The sequence below is a fragment of the Sphingobium sp. SCG-1 genome (assembly GCF_002953135.1).
In the GTDB taxonomy this organism is placed as follows: Bacteria; Pseudomonadota; Alphaproteobacteria; order Sphingomonadales; family Sphingomonadaceae; genus Sphingobium.
The window spans coordinates 1,892,978-1,912,673 of sequence record NZ_CP026372.1 but is presented as its reverse complement, the minus strand read 5'-3'; the positions used below and the strand labels follow the sequence as shown (position 1 = coordinate 1,912,673).

Annotated in this window: 13 protein-coding genes and 1 pseudogene; 5 read left to right on the top strand and 9 right to left on the bottom strand. The window is 60.4% G+C overall.

Annotation, left to right across the window (positions count from 1 at the left end):
- Positions 1-312: 312 nt before the first annotated feature.
- The 5 genes and pseudogenes from C1T17_RS08755 to C1T17_RS21905 form a co-directional block, all read right to left on the bottom strand.
- Positions 313-1,461, bottom strand: coding sequence for a GGDEF domain-containing protein (locus C1T17_RS08755; RefSeq protein ID WP_223262870.1), 1,149 nt, complete (start codon positions 1,459-1,461; stop codon positions 313-315).
- A 1,992-nt stretch (positions 1,462-3,453) separates the two neighbouring features.
- Complete coding sequence (locus C1T17_RS08750) at positions 3,454-4,845, bottom strand: FAD-binding oxidoreductase (protein WP_223262869.1); 1,392 nt, start codon at positions 4,843-4,845, stop codon at positions 3,454-3,456.
- Positions 4,842-8,345 carry an indolepyruvate ferredoxin oxidoreductase family protein gene (locus C1T17_RS08745; RefSeq protein ID WP_104953120.1) on the bottom strand — a complete coding sequence of 1,168 codons (3,504 nt, stop codon included), beginning with the start codon at positions 8,343-8,345 and terminating at the stop codon, positions 4,842-4,844. Before C1T17_RS08745 ends, C1T17_RS08750 begins: the two co-directional genes overlap by 4 nt.
- A 53-nt stretch (positions 8,346-8,398) precedes the next feature.
- Positions 8,399-8,704, bottom strand: coding sequence for a helix-turn-helix domain-containing protein (locus tag C1T17_RS21645; RefSeq protein ID WP_223262919.1), 306 nt, complete (start codon positions 8,702-8,704; stop codon positions 8,399-8,401).
- 102 nt (positions 8,705-8,806) lie between these two features.
- Positions 8,807-8,956 (bottom strand): annotated as a pseudogene (locus tag C1T17_RS21905) (cyclic nucleotide-binding domain-containing protein); the annotation flags it as partial.
- A gap of 291 nt (positions 8,957-9,247) precedes the next feature.
- Here C1T17_RS21905 and C1T17_RS08735 point away from each other — a divergent pair.
- Both C1T17_RS08735 and C1T17_RS08730 read left to right on the top strand, forming a co-directional pair.
- The gene (locus C1T17_RS08735) at positions 9,248-10,126 is read left to right on the top strand and encodes an MBL fold metallo-hydrolase (protein WP_189338556.1); all 879 of its coding nucleotides are present in this window, start codon (positions 9,248-9,250) and stop codon (positions 10,124-10,126) included.
- Positions 10,101-10,901 (top strand): SDR family oxidoreductase, encoded by an 801-nt coding sequence (locus tag C1T17_RS08730; RefSeq protein ID WP_189338555.1) that lies wholly within the window; start codon positions 10,101-10,103, stop codon positions 10,899-10,901. The genes C1T17_RS08735 and C1T17_RS08730 overlap by 26 nt, the downstream gene beginning before the upstream one ends.
- Positions 10,902-11,005: 104 nt before the next feature.
- Here the strand turns inward: C1T17_RS08730 and C1T17_RS08725 are convergent, their stop codons facing one another.
- The gene (locus C1T17_RS08725; protein WP_104953116.1) at positions 11,006-11,782 is read right to left on the bottom strand and encodes an NADPH-dependent F420 reductase; all 777 of its coding nucleotides are present in this window, start codon (positions 11,780-11,782) and stop codon (positions 11,006-11,008) included.
- 301 nt (positions 11,783-12,083) lie between these two features.
- Here C1T17_RS08725 and C1T17_RS08720 point away from each other — a divergent pair, with 301 nt between their 5' ends.
- From C1T17_RS08720 to C1T17_RS08710, 3 genes are all read left to right on the top strand, one after another.
- Positions 12,084-12,914, top strand: a complete 831-nt coding sequence (locus C1T17_RS08720; RefSeq protein WP_104953115.1) for an acyl-CoA dehydrogenase — start codon at positions 12,084-12,086, stop codon at positions 12,912-12,914.
- Complete coding sequence (locus C1T17_RS08715; protein WP_104953114.1) at positions 12,911-13,756, top strand: HpcH/HpaI aldolase/citrate lyase family protein; 846 nt, start codon at positions 12,911-12,913, stop codon at positions 13,754-13,756. Before C1T17_RS08720 ends, C1T17_RS08715 begins: the two co-directional genes overlap by 4 nt.
- Before the next feature lie 106 nt (positions 13,757-13,862).
- Positions 13,863-14,858: a LysR family transcriptional regulator gene (locus tag C1T17_RS08710; protein WP_104953113.1), complete on the top strand. Its 996-nt coding sequence runs from the start codon at positions 13,863-13,865 to the stop codon at positions 14,856-14,858.
- A gap of 80 nt (positions 14,859-14,938) precedes the next feature.
- Here the strand turns inward: C1T17_RS08710 and C1T17_RS08705 are convergent, their stop codons facing one another.
- From C1T17_RS08705 to C1T17_RS08695, 3 genes are all read right to left on the bottom strand, one after another.
- Positions 14,939-16,240 (bottom strand): MFS transporter, encoded by a 1,302-nt coding sequence (locus C1T17_RS08705; protein WP_104953112.1) that lies wholly within the window; start codon positions 16,238-16,240, stop codon positions 14,939-14,941.
- 59 nt (positions 16,241-16,299) lie between these two features.
- Positions 16,300-17,898 carry a class I adenylate-forming enzyme family protein gene (locus C1T17_RS08700; RefSeq protein ID WP_145958978.1) on the bottom strand — a complete coding sequence of 533 codons (1,599 nt, stop codon included), beginning with the start codon at positions 17,896-17,898 and terminating at the stop codon, positions 16,300-16,302.
- 481 nt (positions 17,899-18,379) lie between these two features.
- Positions 18,380-19,441: an amidohydrolase family protein gene (locus C1T17_RS08695; RefSeq protein ID WP_223262868.1), complete on the bottom strand. Its 1,062-nt coding sequence runs from the start codon at positions 19,439-19,441 to the stop codon at positions 18,380-18,382.
- Positions 19,442-19,696 lie beyond the last annotated feature (255 nt).

Sequence of the window (19,696 nt, the reverse complement as noted above, 5' to 3'; positions counted from 1 at the left end):
ACAACCGGATGCGTTAGATCCGGCCCGAGCGGCTGGCGGCTAGCAAGAGACAATTGGCGCTACGCCATCATTTCGTTGCGTAGTCGCCAACGCCCGCCCCGAACATGTCGCGCGCGTGGACCTTGGCCGCTGCTGCGGTCTTGACAGTTTCCGTCTGCAGCGTTGCCATGACGAGAGGATACACAGCACCGCGTAATTTCTCTGCAGGACGTCGAGCTGTTTGGGCTAAACTAAGCGAGACCGGATGCGGTTACAGAGATTTTACGGCTGAGCGTTTTGGAAGGGTGTCGGGCTGCGGCGTCCGTATCGTAATCAAGCAGCGGCGCGTTTAGGCGCTACACGATCATCGGAACCGCAAAAATGAAGCTGCGCCTTGCCTTTGGCTTTCGAGCGGTAGAGCGCCGCATCGGCGCAGCTGATTAATCGCTCCAGCTCGATGCCATTTGCCGGTGCCATCGCAATGCCTATGCTCACGCCTATACGCATTTCGGACCCGTCGATGACATAGGGTTCACCTACCTGCTTGATGACTCGACGGGCAATCAACTCGGCCTCGTCGCTATGCTGCACGTTGGATTGAATGAGTATGAACTCGTCCCCTCCTAGGCGACAGGCTATATCTTCGGCCCTGATGGTCGAGGTAAGGCGACGCGCTACCTCCAGCAGGATTTGGTCGCCGGCAGGATGACCATGTTGATCGTTTATTGACTTAAAGCCATCCAGATCGAGGTAATGCACCGCCAACTGGTCGGTTGGCACAGCGGATTTTATGCTTCTTTGAAACGACTCCCGCAAAAGTAGGCGGTTCGGCAAGCCTGTAAGCGGATCGAAGCGGGCGAGCTTTGCAAGGTCATGTTTGGTTGTAAGATGCTCGACCGACGCAGCATAGAGATGCTGAACCGAGCCCAGGCTCATCGCTGCCACAGTAAGCAAAAGCATTGCTTCCAGGGCAAAGAATTCTGCATGCATCGGCTCTGCATCATCACTGGCTGAATGGACCAGCATGGCGATCGCTGTAGGGAGGACTGCGAGCGCAAGGCTCATTACGCAAAGCCGGGGGCGACTGGCATTTCTTGAAACGATGCCAGCGCCAAACGTGAAGATGAGGCTGATTGCGCTGATATGAATCAGTGGCTGATGCGCCATCAAAGCCCGAACATTGAGGGCTGCCAGCAAAAGTGCGAACAGATAGGTTAGTATGGCGTAGCGTCTTTCCCAGTTTCTAAGCTTTGAGATGTCCTGCGAAGAGCCGCCCGCTTTATGGTAGGCGGCAATCAGGACGACACGAGCACCCGTGATTACGACGGCGCTGCCAGTCAACACGCCTATCGCGATATCGTGCCACTTCAAATAGATGAGTGCGCCAACGAAAAGATAAAGGATGCCGAAGCCAAGGATCGGCATGGTCATTGTGAATAGGGTGGACAGGAAATCGCGATATACCGCGTCAGGCAACGCCAATGTGGCATCCCGGCTGAAGGCGTGGGGAGCGGAGCGTGGAATGCCTCTGGTTCTTCTCTCCATGAACCATTATCCCATCGGTGGGTTAAGACCATCTTACCGACAGGCTGAACCGAGGCGCATACCGGAGGTGCCCTCCTAGCAAAGGGTTTCAATTAGCCCGCAAAACCTGTTGCAGCCCCCTCCACTGACAATCATGTACGGCAGATTCTGGCTCGAGCGCGTTGCCGGACGATTAGCTTCGAGCGCGCGCAGCTCGCAGTTGCTTGATGTAGTCAATTACCGCTTGGGGATCATAGCAGACTATGGTGAGGCAAGCGCCTTTCCAGTGTTTGGAAAGACGCGGCAGGTGCCCTGAACCGTAGACTGGCTCTGGAAAAGTCGCTCGCGAACGTCCGCCTTGGTGCGCTCAAAAGCGGTGTTGGGTTGGCCGATTTGGGTCCGGAGGCGACGCCGTACGAGAGGCAGCTATTACGCCTCGCTACTCCGGACCTGACGGTTGTCTTTCAGCCATCCTCTATGTTCGACAATAATAACCAGACGGTCGGCTCCCAAGAATCGAAATTGAGGCGCTGAATGTCGGGCTTGGGTCGACATCGGTAGGCGGCAACTGGGACGAAGCCGCCGTTCCTACGCACAACCATGTGTGTCGGATTTCTAATAAACCTGCCATTTGCCACGTCAGATAGACCAGTAGCGCCAGAAATCATTGCCGCTTCCGGACTGTCGACAGGATCACGCTAGGTTTCGTGGACAAAGCTTGACGAGAGGCTCCGGCGCTGATTCAAAGCTGTCTTTGGGAGGCAGAGTTGGGCGAATGGATTAGAGTGTCGGATGCAGAATGGCATTTTGATCGGCCCGCTGTTACCATCCGAGCGAGGCCGCGGGTGCCGTCCGTCGCCAGACAACAAGCTAATCCCGATGGATCTATGAAGCTTACAGGGTTATCCATCACATAGGCGTAGAGGTTAGCCCCTTCGGTGGATTACTCACCTATAGGGTCGCGCGAGAGCCAGCGTCCGGCATAGGTATCATATGCGGAAATAAGTGAAATTGAGTTGGCTAGCTTGCTCTTTGAACATACCAGCATAGCCAGAAACTGTCAGCGGTGCTGTGCTCTGGAGTGGCGTGCCGTAGGGATCGAACGCATAGGCAGCTGCATTGGTGGTGCTGGCAAATACCCTGCGGACCGAGCCGGGCTGATCTACACCGTAGAAATAGGGCTGTCCCGGTGATCCTGGTACATATTCGCCCTCAGCTAGATATTGCCTTGTCGGCACATTGCCGGCGTCACGCGCCTGACAGATTTCCGGACCACACCAGACGTAGGAACCGCGACACCACTTCCACCCCCAGAGGGTATCTTGGCGATCGAGATACGACGACTGAGGCCGTTATAGGCAAAGCTTGTCTGTTTGCCGGGCAGGGCGGGATAGCTGATCCCAACCAAGTGTAGGTTACCGCATCGGCATTGTTCGGGTTGACGATCTTCGACAAGTTGCCCTCGTGCCGCAGGCGGTGGCAAGCCTGGGCGGGCAGCTTTTCCAAGCCATCGCAGTCTGCGTTATCGCCAGCGCGCCTCGCGCCAGCACAGCGTAGTCCTCCGCGGCCTCTATCAGAAGTGTCGCGTCACTACTGAGTTGAACCCACTCGGTCGCTGCCAAGCAGGAGTACAGCGCGTCGGTTACTCTGCGGAACGAGGAGTGCGCAAGTCGCTCGCAAGTCGTGACCTTCCAGCGCCAATGCGGAGATTCGGGTTGGCCTCGCCTATCTGACCACGGCGCAGCCGGGAATCGAGGCGAAGCCAGAACTCTCCGGCGGAGTGGGCGGCATCGTTTACCGGCAGGATGTCGCGCGCGGCGCCGATATTGCCCCCTACGGCAACTGCTGCTCGACGCCCAGCATAACGAGGAGATGCTGAGCTGGTGGGATTGCCGTGGCCGCGGATCGCCCATCAGCGAGAAAAGCGGCCTCGGCCGCGATCAATCCCGCTCACGAGAAGATCTTCCCGTGATTGAGCGTCCCGCGCGGATCAAGCACTGTCTTTAATTGTCGCATGACGTCGATTTCTATGCGCGATCGGGATATGCCCAAATGTGCGCGCTTTTCAATGCCGATGCCATGTTCGGCGGAGATGCTCCCGCAACAACCCGTAAGCGGGGCATAGACCAGATGGTCGACTTCATCATGATCGTCGGGGCAGCCCGTGTGGACACACACATGAAGATTTCCGTCGGCGATATGTCCGAAGACGGCGAGCCGGGCTCCTGACCAACGGCCGGTGAGCGCCAGCGATAGCTCTTCGACATAGGTCGCCATGTGGGACTGCGGAAGACTGATGTCATAGAGGAAGACGGGACTGAGCGCGGCGATCATGGCGTCGATATCGTCGCGTAGCGCCCAGAAGGCGTCAGATTGGGCAACACTTCGCGAGATCGCCGCGTCAGCGACGATGCCCCTCTCCCATGCGCTCGCCATCACGTCGTCGAGCAAGGTTTCGGACCGGTGAGAAACAATCTCAAGCAGGACGTAAAAGCTGTGCTTCTCCATCAGCGGAAGCTGATGCCGCCCTTCCTCGACTACGTAATCCACGAAGGACGGCCACATCACCTCGAAGCTGCTAAGGGCCCCATCGGACGCCGATAGCGCATGCTCCAGCAACGCCAAGACCTGGTCAAATCCGGCAAGGCCCACGAAGGCGGTGGCCTTGGTTCCGGGGTCCGGGCGCAGTCGAAGGATGGCGCGTGTGATGATGCCGAGCGTCCCTTCGGAGCCGACGAACATCTGCTTCAGGTCGTAACCAGTATTGTTTTTGATGAGCTTATTCATCGAACTGAGCACAGTGCCATTTGCGAGTACAGCCTCGAGCCCGAGCACTTGCTCGCGCGTCATGCCATAGCGCAGGACGCTGTTGCCGCCCGCGTTTGTTGCGATGGTTCCGCCGATCGTCGCGGAACCGCGCGCTCCGAGATCCACCGGGTAATAGAAGCCCGCAGCGCTAGCAGCCTCCTGAACCGCTTCGAGCGGGACGCCGGCTTCCACCTCAATCGTCGATCCGTGAACGTCGACCGGTGAAATCGCGCGCATCCGCTCCAGCGACAGCGCCACGTCGCCAGAGGTCGTCCTCGCGCCGCCGACCAAGCCGGTGCGCCCGCCCTGTGGGACCACCTTTAAGCCATGTGCGTCGCAATAAGCGAGGATGGCGGCGACTTGCGCTGTATCGGCAGGCCGTACGATGCAGGCGGCTTCCATCGGCGCGGTCGGCGGATAGCCGTCCCAACGCTGACGGACGTCCTCACCGGTAAGGACATGTGCAGGGCCTACGATCCTGACAAGCTCTTCGACGAGACCCGCAACGGCCTCCATAGAAGAAGAGGGTATCACGCGAGCACCGTCTGGACTTTGGTCGTCGATGGCGCCTCGCCCGGTCCATTTACGAATGTCGCCTCCATATCCGCGATCTCCTTGCGGTAGAGTTGGACCGCGGCTTCCTTGACCGGGCCGAAACCGCGAATCATGTCCGCGAGATTTAGCAGTGCCACCGCCTTGCCGTGATTTTCGGCCGTCAACTGACCACAGACGCGTTGCACCAGGGCCTCATATTCCACGATGAGGTCACGCTCCATTTTGCGCTCGGCCGTCCGACCAAAGGGATCGAACGCCGTGCCGCGCAGGCCACGCAACCTCGCGAGCAGTTTGAACGCGTGAAGCATCCATGCGCCGAACTCCCTCTTGGGAGGCCGCCCGTTGATCGGCTTTCCCCCGAATATCGGGGGTGCAAGGTTGAAGCTTAGCTTTCCGCCATCGGCGAACGTCCGCTTCAGTTCATCTTGCAGCGTGGGCGAGGAAAGCAGCCGCGCGACTTCATATTCATCCTTATAGGCAAGCAGCTTAGCGTATGTTCGCGCCACCGCCTGGCCAAGCTGATCCGCGCCTGGCGCGACCTGGGCTTCCCGATTGCGAACCCAATTGACGAGCGCGCGGTAGCGCTCTGCAAGTACGGCATTCTGATAGGCTGCAAGATGGTTGGCGCGGTGTGCGATGATCTCGTCGAGGGTCGCCGGGATCGCCACGGACTCGCTTTCGGTCGAGGCCGCGAGGCCGGTCACATAGTCGGGGTCCACGGCGAACAGACGGCCGAGGCGGAGCGCACGAAGATTGAACGAAACGGCAACGCCGTTCAACCGCACGGCGCGTTCGATCGCGTCGATGCCGACGGGCAACAGTCCCTTCTGCGCGGCTACGCCCACCAGGAAAAGATTGGCACCGATCGTGTCACCCAGAACCGCCAAGGCAAGCGCGGATGCGTCGACAGTTTCAAGCCGGTCTGAGCCGATCATGCGCTTGAGCTTCCCCTGCATGACGAACTTGTCGAGCTGGGCGTTGCGATCGAATTGGAAGGCAACGGTCGCCGTGACATCGGAATTGGCGATTGCCTGCGTGCGGCCCGTTTTCAGCGTCTGAACCGACTCCGGCCCCAGGCCCGCGACGATGTCGAACGCGAGGAGAAGATCGGCCGATTCCTGCGCGAGACGCTGGGTCGTGAGCTGAGAGGGATGGGCGGCGATGCGAACATGGCTGTAGACGGCGCCATTCTTCTGGCTGAGGCCCGTCATGTCGAACAGCGACATCACCTTGCCTTCGATATGGGCGGCCATGCCGATCAGGGCACCCACGGTCACGACTCCGGTCCCGCCGATCCCGGCGACCATCATATTGAAGCCATCAGCGCCCAACGGAGCGATAGACGGCGCGGGCAGCGCCGCGAGGCGTTGTGCATCGACGTCGAGGGCGGCAGGCTTGCGGGGCTCCGCACCGCGGATCGTGATGAAGGACGGGCAGAAGCCGTCGCGGCAGCTATAGTCCTTGTTGCAGCTCGACTGGTCGATAGCCCGCTTGCGACCCAGCGGCGTCTCGACGGGCACCAGGCTGACGCAGGTCGACTGGGCGGAGCAGTCACCGCAGCCTTCGCAGACCGCCTTGCTGATGAAGAGGCGCTTCGCAGGGTCGGGAAACGTCCCCCGCTTGCGGCGCCGGCGCTTCTCGGCAGCGCAGGTCTGTTCGTAGATCAGCACCGTGCAGCCCGGCGTGTCACGCAGTTCGCGCTGGACGGTATCAAGCTTGTCGCGGTGATCGATCGTGACGCCTGCCGGCATGTCGGACGCAGAGTGTCGTGAGGGATCGTCGCTCAGCAGGACAATGCGATTGACCCCTTCGGCGCGGACCTGGGCGGCAATTTCCGCCACCGAGATCGGCCCGTCGACAGGCTGGCCGCCTGTCATCGCCACGGCATCGTTATAGAGGATCTTGTAGGTGATGTTCACCTTCGACGCGACGGCGGCCCGGATGGCGAGCAGACCGGAATGATAGTAGGTGCCATCGCCCAAATTCTGGAAGATGTGCTTCGTGTCGGTGAAGGGCGCGAGGCCAATCCAGTTGCCGCCCTCTCCGCCCATCTGCGTCGGCAAAAGCGCCATGTCCGGGCGGAAGAAGTTGACCATGGTGTGGCAACCGATGCCAGTCATGCTCATGCTGCCGTCGGGAATCCGGGTCGAACGGTTGTGCGGGCAGCCCGAACAGAAATAGGGTGACCGCTTCGGCGCAAGAACGTCGCCTGGAATGACCAGTGGCGCCGGTAGACTGCGAGCAGCGGCGGCGAGCGCGGCATCACAAAGATCGAGGGCTTGGAGCCGTGCCACGATGGCGCGTGCGACCATGACTGGATCAAGCGACGTGACGCTCGACAGCAGCACTTCGCCGGTTTCGCTCCGCTTTCCGACAAGCCTGGGCCGCTTATCCGAGTTTATCAACGCTACGGCAGCCTGGTCCTCCAGAAAGCTTGCCTTTTCCTCGACGACAAACAGCTCCTGTTTGCCTGTGGCGAATTCGCGAAACCCGGTCTGCTCAAGCGGCCAGATACAGCCCACCTTATAGACCGCGATCCCGAGAGCCGCTGCACGCGCGTCATCGATCTGCAGCAGCGAGAGGGCCGCGCGGACATCTTCGTGCGATTTGCCAGCCGTTACGATCCCGAGGCTTGCTTCTGCTGATCCGAATGTGATCCGGTCAAGCCGATTCGCGCGGACGAACGCATGCACGAGCGGCAGGCGATGCTCGACAACGACCTGTTCCTCGCGCAGCGGATTATAGGCCCCATGTTCGATATGGATGTTCACGTCATCCGCGCGCGGCGGCAGGACAGGTGCTTTGTCGATACAGGCGAGATCGACGGTCGTGGTCTGTTCGGCAACTTCATTCACGCATTTGATGCCGACCCAGAGCCCTGTGTAGCGCGACAGGGCATAGCCGATCAGCCCATATTCCAGCAGCTCTTCGGCATTGGACGGATAAAGGGACGGGATCGCGCTGGCGGCGATCGCCTGTTCGCTGTGATGGCATACGGTCGAGGATTTCCCCGCATGGTCGTCACCGTAGAACACCAGGACACCGCCGTTGCGGTGAACGCCGGCATAATTGCCGTGCTTGAACGCGTCGCCGGAACGATCGACGCCCGGTCCCTTGCCGTACCAGGCAGCGAACACGCCATCGAAGCGAGGCCCGGAAACCGCATCGAGCTGCTGGGTGCCACGCACGGCGGTTGCGGCCATGTCTTCGTTGACGCCGGGGTGGAAGAGGATGTCGTTCGGCTGCAGGCGGTCGCCGACCGCCCATAGGGCGTTGTCGACATTGCCAAGCGGAGAGCCGCGATATCCGGAAATATAGCCAGCGGTATTGAGGCCCTGCCGACGGTCACGTTCTTTCTGGGTCAGCAAAACCCGAGCGATGGCCTGGGCACCGTTGATGACAACGCGGCCGCGTTCCGCCGTCCACTTGTCGTCGAGCGTGATCGCTTCGCTGGTTTCATGTGCGCGGGTTTCAGCCATCAGAATTCTCCTCGCGAGGCCAACTATCACTACTGGAAAGCCGCCGCTGTCACCTAGGCGACTTCATCTCGCTCCTCTCGGGCACGAAGACGAAGTTCATCGAAGGAATGGACCGTCAGGCGACCCGAGCGGTTGCTCACGATCCCCTGCTCATCGAGCTGCTGCAGTATTTTGTTGACCGACTGCCGCGCGCCGCCAACCATCAGCGCGAGTTCGCCTTGCGTGATGCGGATCGAGAGATGGACGCCATTTTCGTCCTGCACCCCGAAACTTCTTGCCATCGACAGAATCCGGCCCGCTATCCGGGCGGAGAGGTCGGATAGATGAGCGTCGGCAAGGAACCCGCTCAGGAGGCGCATATGGCCAGACAAAAGGCGCATTATGGCATCGTCGAAGGCGCGATGGCGTTCCCGGATGCGGTTGAATCCGGCTTTGCGGAGAAGCTGGAGTTCAGTGTCCTCCGCCGCTTCCGCCAGATGCGGACGCGGCCCATTGTCGATGCAGCTGCTGGCGCCGAAGCAATCGCCGGGTTCGAACAACAGGTACATGAACTGCCGGCCGTCGATCCGGGTAGCGGACAGGCGCACAGCGCCCGAGACGACCCGGAACATGCTGTCGCCATGGTCACCCTGGTTGTAGATTTGCTCTCCGCGGCGGAACCGCCGCAACACGGCCTCGGCTTCGAATTGTTGACAGACCTCTGACGGGAGCCATTGGAATATGTCGAACGGGGAATACATCTTATCCAAGGGGAACCTCTCATTGCGAGAATGTCCGTTTCGGCAGGTCAAGAGCAATATAATCGCCCTATGGCCGCAAGCGTGCATGGGCATGACCATGGGAGGAACAGGCGGCTAGTGTGCTTCCTCGACACGACAGATATTATCAGGAGAGCGGACCCGATGGCCTCGGCGGGAGAATTGATGGCGAGCAAGACATGGCAACTCGGCCAGGTCCGCATTACACGCGTCATTGAGATCGGTCCACTGGAATTGCCGGTCGGAGCGATCCTCGACACCGATACCGAGACGGTGCTGAAACATGACTGGCTCCGCCCTTTTTTTGCGACCGACGATGGCAAGGTGCTGATAAATGTGCAGGCTTTCGTCATCGAGGCCGGCGGGAGGACGATCATCGTGGACACCTGCATCGGCAACGACAAGCCGCGCGGTGGAGCACTCTACAACATGCGCAACGAGCCCTTTCTGGAGCGACTGGGTGACGCGGGCTTCACGCCTGAGCAGATCGATGTCGTCATGTGCACGCATCTCCATGTCGATCATGTCGGCTGGAATACCCGGTTCGTTGAAGGGGCCTGGGTGCCGACCTTCCCCAATGCGCGCTACCTGTTCGAGCGCACAGAATATGCGCACGCCATCGAGGACAGGATGGGCGATCAGGAGGCGACGTACCAGGATTCGGTGAAACCCATTGTCGATGCCGGCCTTCATCTCCTCGTCGTGTCCGATCACAAGCTGTGTGATGAAGTCCGCCTGTCGCCAACGCCCGGTCACACGCCGGGGCATTGCGCGGTTATCATCGAGTCTCAAGGTCAACGCGCCATCATTACAGGCGACATGATCCATCACCCGATTCAGGTTGCCGAAGTGGATGCCTGCAGCCACGTCGACACGGACAAGGCGCAGGCGCGGCAGTCGAGGCGCGACCTGTTCGCCCAGTGCGAGGGAACCGGCGATCTTTTGCTCGGCACGCACTTCCCCGATCCGACCAGCGTACGGATCTTGCGGGCCGGTGATGGCTGGCGTGCGGAACCTGCATGACGCCATGACCGGATATGCGCCGGAGAACCTGTTCGCGGTGGCGGGAAAGGTCGCGCTGATCACCGGCGGCGGCAGCGGCATTGGCCTGATGATCGCGCAATGCCTGACGGCGAATGGCGCGCGCGTCTATATCTGCGGGCGCAATGCTGAGAAGCTCGAGGAAGCCGCCGGGGCTACAGGCGCCACGGCGATCGCTGCGGATATCTCAACCTTGGAGGGTATCGAACATGTTCGGCGCGAGCTGGGCGGTCGCGAGGAACGGCTCGATATCCTCGTCAACAATGCCGGCACGAGTTGGGTGTCCGCCATCGATGAATTCCCGGAACATGGATGGGACAAGGTTCTCGATCTCAATGCCAAGGCACCATTCTTTCTGGTGAAAGCCTTGCTGCCGTTGCTCTCGCGACAGCCCGATGGCGCGGAGTGGTCCAGCGTCGTCATGATCAGCTCGGCACGGGGCATGACAGCCAAAGCCTCGTCGGTTGCCTATAATGTCTCGAAGGCCGCGCTCAATCACATGACGAGGGTTCTTGCCGTAGGCCTGGCGGACCACCGGATCTCGGTCAACACCATCGCGCCGGGTTGGTTCGAAACCAACCTCAATCGTACGATCTTGCGGGATCGGAAGGATGATCTGCTGAGCGCCCAGCCCATCAAGCGCCTTGGGTCGGCGGAGGACCTGAGTGGCGCGATCCTGTTTCTATGCTCCCGCGCGGGAGCCTATGTGACAGGGCATATCCTGCCTCTCGACGGCGGCCTCGTAGCCGCTGCCTGATCGCACATGAAATTGCCGGCATGTCCGGCGGAGGGCGTGCGGGAGCGCGGCCTCGAATGGCGCGGATGCGAAAGCGCCAGCAATCGCATCCGCGTCCTGGTCGATCAGGGGCGCCAGGACCCTTCCGCGACTTCCTTGTCACGTTCGGCAGCCGCCAGAGCGGCTACCATGTCGTTCTTATCGAGAGGCCTGCAGTAGCCGGGCTTGGCGCGTTCGAACCGCCAACTGTCGGCCAGGGTGCCGCCATCAACGACATCATAGCCGATCTTGTCATGAAATTCGGCAACGAGGCGCTTTGCTTCCGGATCGTCGCCCGCAATCGGCAGTGCCCGCCGACCGGCCGTACCGGCAGGCTTGCCGTCGCGCTCGAGATCGCGCGCGAGGATCGCATTGAAGGCCTTGACGACCTTGGCCCCGGGAAGAAGGGCCTGCATCATCTCGCTGGTCGTCGTTTCGCGATTGTCCAGTTCGGGAATGTTGCCTTCGCGCTGGGGATAATAGTTGTTCGCGTCGCCAACGATCTTGCCCGCGAAATCGGCCGGGTTGAGCTGGCCGCGATGCTTGAAGGGGATGGCGATGAAGACGATATCACCGAAGGCTGCCGCTTCCTGCACGGTCCCGGCGGTTGACCGTGTCGTCATGGCAATACTGCTGAGCGTGTCAGGCCCGCGCGAATTGCTGATCATTACTTCATATCCCGCGTTCGATGCAAGTTCGGCAAGTGCTCGTCCGATATAGCCCGCTCCGATTATTCCGATCTTCATAGTTTCGTCTCCATTCGACCTGGTTGTTCTGTCAAATTTTCCAGTGAGCTGTGGTGCCGTAAGTTGGGGGAATAGCCGATAGCATCGTCGAGCATCGGAGGGCCAGGAAGCGCCCACATGGGATGATGCCTCGATACTGTGAATCGATTGCTCATCTCACCCTCCCTTCGTCTATATTTTATATCGCGCTCGGAACGAAGGATAGATGATAGGGGGTCAGCGGTCAGGACCGCCATAGAGTGACGCGCTTGCGGCAATGCTGGATAGTTATTGCAGCTGCGCGAGCGGCTCGCACAGATAGGCTTGGCGCGTATTCACATTGCGCGCAGACTTTGACGCCATGGCTGTCGGCCGCTGCGCTCGTAGCAAGGACCCGACCGCTGGCCGGTCGCCCAGGATCTTGCTGAGAGAAGAATTTATGCCCGACACCAATTTCCCGGACTGGAAGCCTGAGCTTGCCGAGGTGACCGATTTTTTGACCGCAGCGCCTTTGCGGCGGCTAGCAGCCGTGCTGGATGCCGATCACCTCCCTTCGCCGTCGGATGAGCTGCCGCCTCTTGCGCACTGGCTATTCTTCCTGCCTGAAGACAAGCAGTCGACGCTAAGTCGTGACGGGCATCCCGAGCGGGGTGGCTTTCTCCCGCCTGTCCCTGCCCTTCGACGGATGTGGGCGGGCGGCTCCCTCGAATTCCTTCGCCCCGTTCCGCTCGAGGTGAGGGCAGTCAAACGCAGCGTTGTCGAGGCTGTCGAGACCAAACAAGGCACTGCGGGCCCGCTTACCTTCGTGACGCTGCTCCACAGCCTGCTCGTCGATGGCGAAGAATATGTCCGCGAGCGGCAGAACCTTGTCTATCTGAACGACGCCCCGGCGCGACGCGAGGCCAAGGCTTCCATGCGGGTGTCGGAGCGGACCCGGCCGGTGTCGCTCGATATCACTGCGCTGTTTCGCTTTTCCGCACTGACGTTCAACGCCCACCGCATCCATTATGACGAAAGCTATGCGCGCCAGATCGAAGGCTATACCGGCTTGCTGGTCCATGGCCCCTTTCAGGCCATGCTTCTGATGGACCATTTGCTGCGCAGCTTTCCGGGCGCCCGCGTTCAGAGCTTCTCCTTCCGTGCCGTCCGTCCGCTTGTCGTGAGCGGACCGTTCGAACTTCGTCTGTCGCAAGGCAATGGTCAGGTCGAGATCTGGACCGTGGATGATCAGGGCGCCGAGTGCATGGCCGCAAAAGCGACACTCGCATGAGGCAGAGCTGGCGATCCCTGCTGTTCGTCCCAGGTGACAACATCGCACGCATCGAGAAACCGGCTCGAAGCGAGGCGGACGCCGTCATTCTCGATCTGGAGGACGGCGTAGCGCCCGAGCGAAAGGTCATCGCGCGTCAGGGTCTTGGCCATGCTTCCAGGATGATCGCTGCCAGCGGCAAGGCCGTCGTGGTGCGGATCGATGCCGATCACATGATGTCAGACCTGGATGCGGCTGTCGCTTGCAGCCCGGACGCGATCATGGTCCCGAAAGCAGACAACGCAGGCACGTTGGCAGCGCTCTCCGATGAGATCGCCGCCCGGGAGGATCGAGGCGCTCAGGGTGCCATTGTCGGCCTCCTGCCCTTGATCGAATCACCATCGGCACTCCCGATGCTGCACGCCCTTGCGGCGATTCCGCGCAGCATCGGCCTCGCATTCGGATCGGAGGATTTCTCCCTCGCAATGGGTGTCGAACCGACGCCGAACTGTCTCGATCTCCCTTGCCGCCTGACGGCTCTCGCGGCGGCTGCATATGGCAAGTCTTGCTTCGCAATCCCCTTCTCGATCGCGGCGTTTCGTAACGAAGCGGGCTTCGGGGCGGCCGTTGCGACTGCACGCGGCTTTGGCGCCTCCGGTGGACTGTGCATCCATCCAATCCAGGTCGCTGTGATCAACCGCAGCTTCACGCCATCCCAGGATGCTGTGGAGGAAGCCCGGGGGATTGTTGCGGCCTGGCGCTCGCAAGACCGGGGCAATCGGGGCGCCATCAGCTTTCAAGGCAGGATGATCGACCTGCCGGTGGTTCTGAGGGCCGAGCGCATCCTCGGGCAGTTCGACTGACAACCACCCTGAAATCTGCCGTTTTGCCGAACGGAATGCTTGGCAGTTTACCGGGCGCGACGGATACTCTATTATAAAACAAAACGAGAATGCGGAGGATACCCTGATGGACCTGAAGGAATTGCGCTATTTTCGCGCGATTGTGCATTGCGGGACTATGTGCAAGGCTGCCGCTCATCTTCGTATAGCCCAGCCGGCGCTTACGCGGCAGGTCCAGAAGCTTGAGCATGATCTCGGCGTGCAGCTTCTGCGTCGAACTACCCGCGGCGTTACACCAACCCCTGCCGGTCTTTCGCTGATGAAGCGGACGACCCATCTTGAAAATGAGCTGGACGATATCCGTCGCGAGGTCTCGGGCTTTGCTGAGCGGGTCACAGGTAGTCTCCATTTCGCCATGCAGTATCCGCTCACGACGCTGATGGTCCCCGACCTGATCGTCGATTTCAAGCAGGCCTATCCTGACGTTTCGCTGCATGTCATCGAGAATGTGAGTCGCAGCATTACCGATGGTCTTTTGAGTGAACAGCTCGATCTGGCGGTTGTCGATTCCCCGAGCCACGACCACGCCGATTTGACCATCATCCCATTGTGGATCGAAAGGCTGAGGCTGGTTGGGCCTGCGTCGGCGGCGAAATCGTTGCTGTTCCGCAAGCCGGCTGCGACGATCAAGGATATCGCTGCGCTACCGATGATTATGCCAACCCAGCATCATGCACTGCGGCGTCTGGCCGAAGCGGCCTTTGCGCGCGAAAAGATGCAGTTCCATCCCGCACTCGAAATCGATGGTGCCTCGACGATCTGCGAGACGGTTCGCCGCGGACTGGGCTACACGTTGATGCCGCAGGCTGGCTTTCATGCACTCGAGCAGGAGGGCGGACTCGTCGCTATGGACGTCAAGCCGGAGATCCGGCGCGTCGTGAGCATCGTCACCCGCACGGTCCTGCTGCAGGACACGAAGACGGCTGCCTTGATTGCGAAAATCCGGGACATGGCTCCAGCGGTCGCGGCGATGCCGATCCTCGGGCCAGCCACGCTCTATCAAAGTGGCGACGATGGCGGAGCGACGCGTTTCCCGACGTTGGCTCTTGCAGGCGCAGCCTGAGCGTCCAGCCGGTGGTGTGAACATCTAGCGACCGACTGCCATCGAGGAACCGGGCTTCATGCTCGGCTCCCCCTTTCTTCTTATGGTTGATCGGCAGCGCGAAATTCTACGAGATGGGGAAAGCGCCGGATTTGGGCGATCGCGACGAGCACCAGCAGGATCGAGACACAGGCGCCCGTCATGCCGACGATACCAAGGACACGACTGAGCGGAACGCTCGCCCCGCCGAAGAAATCGTTGCCATAGCCGACCGCAGCAGGACCCCCGGCCGTTCCGATCACCGTGATGATCACGAGGAAGATCGATGTGATCTGACCACGCGAGGCTGGCGGCGTGAGTTCGGAAAGTGAGGTCAGGCCGACGACCATCATGATGCCGAGACCACTGGCCACCATGGCCGCTCCAGCAAGAATGACTGGTATCTGGTGGGCGGTTGCAAGGAGGAGGAAGCCTGCTCCTCCGATCGCCGCGGTAATCGGGGCTAGATAGAGTCGGCGGAGGGGTCCGCCCGCGCGCGCGAGACGATCTGCAAGGCGGCCGCCAAGGTAGGCGCTGCTGATGCCGACCACTACCATGAGCGTACCATAGGTGAGCCCGGCAGCCTTGGCATCATACCCATGTTCGCGGATCAGCACGGTCGGAAACCAGCCGGCGATCGCGTATTGGCAGACATTGGCAAAGGCCCACCCTACATGATGAGGCAGATAAACGCGCGCGCGCTGAAGCCAGTCGCGAATGCCGGAATGGCTTTCGGACCGGTTCGCCTGACACGCTGGATCACGAGACGGCTCGGCGACCGTCGAGAGCAGCAGGCAGGCGAGGATGCCGGGAACGAGCAGGAGAACGAGGATCAGTCGCCAGGGAGCGATCTCGATACCGCTGGCCGCCAGCCGGCCTGAGAGATCGATGACCGAAGGCATGGCGAAACCAACGAGAACGAGCGACAAGCCGGCGCCGCAATAAATGCCCATGCTGAAGAGGCCAAGAGCCCTGCCGCGCTGGTGACTGGGATAGAAGTCACTGATCAGTGAGATCGCGCAAGGGATGAGGGCCGCTTCACCGGCCCCAACCGCCATTCTCGCTACAAAGAGTTGCCAGGCAGATTGCGCAAAGCCGCCCGCGGCCGCACCGATCGTCCATATCAGGACGCAGACGAGCAGCAGGTTACGGCGATTGTTCCGGTCGACCAGGCGGCCAATATAAAGCCCGGCGATCGCGAAGGTGACGACGAAGGCCGCTCCCTGCAAGAGTCCGATGAGCCCATCGCTGATATGGAGCGACTCCTTAATCGGCTGAACCAGCAGACTGAGAATCTGGCGGTCGAGATAGCCTACGAGGTTGACGAAAAAGAGGACGAACATCGCATAGGCGGCCGGTGACATTGCTGTCCTCGCCTCAACCTGGCCGCTCTCGCTCCCGGGCGCACTGGCTGTTACCGGGCTCACGACCCCGCCGCCTCGCTGGGAAACATTGCAGCGAGCTTGGCTTTATGAACCTTTCCCGTAGTCGTCAGGGGAACATCCTTCGCCTGGCTGATCACGATCCGGCGGGGGACCTTGAACGCTGCGAGCATCGAGCGGCAATGCTCGACCAGCAGCGGCTCGGAGAGGGTGCAACCCTCTTTCGGAACGACCACGGCAGCGACGATCTCCTCGCGCAATTTGTCGGGAAGGCCAGTAACGAAGGCGTCCTCTACATTGGCATGGGCGCGCAATACTTCCTCCACTTCGAGCGGCGATACGTTCAGGCCGCCCGTCTTGAGCATTTCCTTGATACGGCCACGGAAGTAGAAGTAGCCGTCGTCATCAAAATGGCCACGGTCGCCGGTGATAAGATAGCCATCAGCATCGACGGCAGCGGCGGTTTGTTCGGGTGCCTTGTAATAGCCGACCATGACATAACCGCGCACGCGGACCTCTCCGGTTTCGCCGACGGGGAGCGGCTGTCCAGTCTCGCTGTCGATGACCTTGATTTCCATGCCTGGCAACGGTCGACCATAGGATTCGGCGCGCTTGGCGATGCTGTCCTGTACGCCGTCGGCAACGGTCATGAAGCCATAGGTCTCGGTCATGCCATAAGCGTGGCAGGCCTTGGGCATGAAGGTTTCGATGATCCTGCGGATCTGCTCCGGCGTTCCACCTGTGCAACCCTTCTCAAGTCGCGAGAGGTCGTATTTTTCGCGTTCGGGATGATCGACGATGGCCTGGATGATGTTGGCAGTGCCGTAAAGCGCTGTGCAGCGGTGCTGCGACATGAGCGCGATGGCCTCGTCGACGTCGAAATGATGCTGGAGGACAATGTGCGTCGCGTGCGTCCATGCCGCGAACAGACCATTCTCGCAGCCCATACCCCAAAACAGGGAGACCGGCAGGAAGAGCGTATCCTCCTCCGTGAAGTCGAGCCTCGCGCCGATCGCGTGCATATTCTCGATCAAGCCACGATGCGCGAGCATGACGCCTTTGGGATGGGAGGTCGAACCTGAAGTGTAGAGGATATAGGCAATATCGTCCGGCGTTACTGCGGCTGCAAGTTCGTCCAGCTGCGCGTCGGAGATGGCGTCACCACCTGCGAGAAATGTCTCATAGCTGACCATGCCTTCCCCTGGTTCGCCGCCGGACACCACGATCTGGCGCAGAAGCGGAAAGCTCACTTCCCAAGGCTTCAATCTTTCGAGCAGCGGGACATAATCGCTCTTCAGAAACCGCGCGGCTGTAACCAGCACGGTAACGTCGCCATGCCCCATGACATAGGATAGCTCGCGATCGGTATACCATGTGTTCAGGGCGACCAACGTCGCACCAACATATTGGGCGCCCATCGCTACTACGAGCCATTCGATGCTATTGCCCATGAGTAGACCGATCGTGTCGCCCTTCTTCACGCCCGTGGCATGAAGGGCCTTGCCGCAACGGCGGGCCAGGTCACGAAACTCGGCGAAACTGCGCGTTTCGGCCTGATAGGAGACCGCGGGACGATCGCCACAGTTGACGGCCAGTTCCTCAATAAGAGAGGACAATGTGCGGCTAGTGGTTTTTTTCACAAGTGACTCCAGCAAACGAAAGGGCGAAGAAAAAGGAGAAGCTGGCTTCAGGTGGCCGATGGCCAGCCGCGCTGTGCCTGGGGTTGCCAGGCAGAAGGATCGCGGGCGAAGCGGACCGGACCCTCCGGCACTGCCGCTTGTCTGGTTCGCTGCCTCCTTGGGTCATCCCTCTCCCGTTCCTTTGTCGATTTTGACGGTTTTTGCCCGGCTCCGACGCGTCGGCTGGACCCAAGCTTACATGCAGCAGGCTAGTCGAGCTGATGGTCGAATAATCATGCTGACCCGCCATGACTGCAATAACGGCTCGGTATTGATGAGCGGCACGTACCAGATGCGCTGAAGCGTCAGTTTCTCAGCCAGCCGGTACTTGGCGAGCAGAGGTTTCCCCAGCGTCAAGGGTGCTGGGCGCGCAGAAATCCCATGCTAGTGAGGCCCCCCGGCGCGTTTTGCTGCAATCCCTAATGAACGCGCAGGTGTGCGCTTACATCCGATATATGTTGCGAGCAGTGCCCGCAAACAGCGCTTCGCGCTCGGAAACGGACGCGTTGGAGGCGATGCGCTTGAAGCAGTTGTAAAGAGTCCGATAGCTGGTGCCCATTTTCTCGAGCGGATAATTGCTCTCGAACATACAGCGGTCTGCGCCGAACCATTCGATCGTCGGTTCGAACCACGGCCGCCATAGGTCGGCGAGTGTCTGCGAATCCGGCGGCGTCTCGGCATGGATATAGTCATAGGCCGCACCGCGGCCCATGATGCCGCCTACCTTGCAACTGACATTGGGTTCGAGGGCAACACGCTGCATACCCTCGCTCCACAACCGATAATGTTCGTCTCGATTGCTTGCATAAGGCCCATAACCCAGCGGTCCGCCGCAGTGGTTGAGAATGATGTTCAGCTCCGGGATTGCACGCGCCAGTGCAACGACCTCGTCAAGCTGATGGAAAAAGACCCAGCAGTCGAAGCTGAGCCCCATTTGAGCAAGCGTCTTGAGGCCCTCGCGGATCTTGGGGTCCGCCAGCACCCCGGGGCGGTCGTCACTCGGGCTTCCCATGATGGCGTCGCTCGGGTCATAGTTCGCCGAATAGCGGATGCCCTTGAAGCGGTCATGCGCGACGGCGATGTGGGCGTTCAACGCTTCTTCGACACCAGCGCCCAGCCTGAGGTCCGCATGCCCGATGATCCCGGCGGCGATATGGGCATGGCCATATTGACCGCTTGCAGCATAGGCCTGCTGCCCGATAACGAATTCGGTCTCACCGACATGCCTGAGCTGGGGTGGCCCCTCGGCGCGGTACATGGAATGACATTCGGCGAAGATGGTCGCGACGACATTATGACCTTCCATATCGGCAGCGAACTCCGGCACGAGATAGCGAAAGCCGGGATGGTCCCAGAGGTGGTGATGGGCATCGATGATCTCGAGTGCGGGGAAAAGAATGGCTTCAAAGGGCTGAGTGGCGATCCACTCATTGTCAGGCGGGATGATCCGGCCGAATTCGCTGGGCCTTTTCGGGCCGTCGAGCTTGAATAGTTCCGCTGCCACCAGGTCTTTATCCTCTACGGGTATTGATCCGCCCGAACGGCGGACGTTCAAAAGCCTCGCGAAGCGCGCAAGAGAATCCGGGGCAGGAAGGCGCTTCGCGCGAGGGCATTTGAGCAAAATATTAGTGCCGCCCGACGCGCGATCCGCAATTGAATTGCGTAATCGTCGAAATGCCCGATTGATATACTCTGCGAACTTTCCGCCGGTCACAAAGCCTGTCGCCGGTATGTCCATGCCGACCTGCCATTGCGGTGA

What these genes read in the sequence shown, in the direction of transcription:
- C1T17_RS08710 (WP_104953113.1), top strand. Translation starts at nt 13,863, where the DNA reads ATGGACCTGAAGGAATTGCGCTATTTTCGCGCGATTGTGCATTGCGGG.
- C1T17_RS08735 (WP_189338556.1), top strand. Translation starts at nt 9,248, where the DNA reads ATGGCCTCGGCGGGAGAATTGATGGCGAGCAAGACATGGCAACTCGGC.
- C1T17_RS08745 (WP_104953120.1), bottom strand. Translation starts at nt 8,345, where the DNA reads ATGGCTGAAACCCGCGCACATGAAACCAGCGAAGCGATCACGCTCGAC.
- C1T17_RS08720 (WP_104953115.1), top strand. Translation starts at nt 12,084, where the DNA reads ATGCCCGACACCAATTTCCCGGACTGGAAGCCTGAGCTTGCCGAGGTG.
- C1T17_RS08730 (WP_189338555.1), top strand. Translation starts at nt 10,101, where the DNA reads ATGGCTGGCGTGCGGAACCTGCATGACGCCATGACCGGATATGCGCCG.
- C1T17_RS21645 (WP_223262919.1), bottom strand. Translation starts at nt 8,704, where the DNA reads ATGCGCCTCCTGAGCGGGTTCCTTGCCGACGCTCATCTATCCGACCTC.
- C1T17_RS08705 (WP_104953112.1), bottom strand. Translation starts at nt 16,240, where the DNA reads ATGTCACCGGCCGCCTATGCGATGTTCGTCCTCTTTTTCGTCAACCTC.
- C1T17_RS08715 (WP_104953114.1), top strand. Translation starts at nt 12,911, where the DNA reads ATGAGGCAGAGCTGGCGATCCCTGCTGTTCGTCCCAGGTGACAACATC.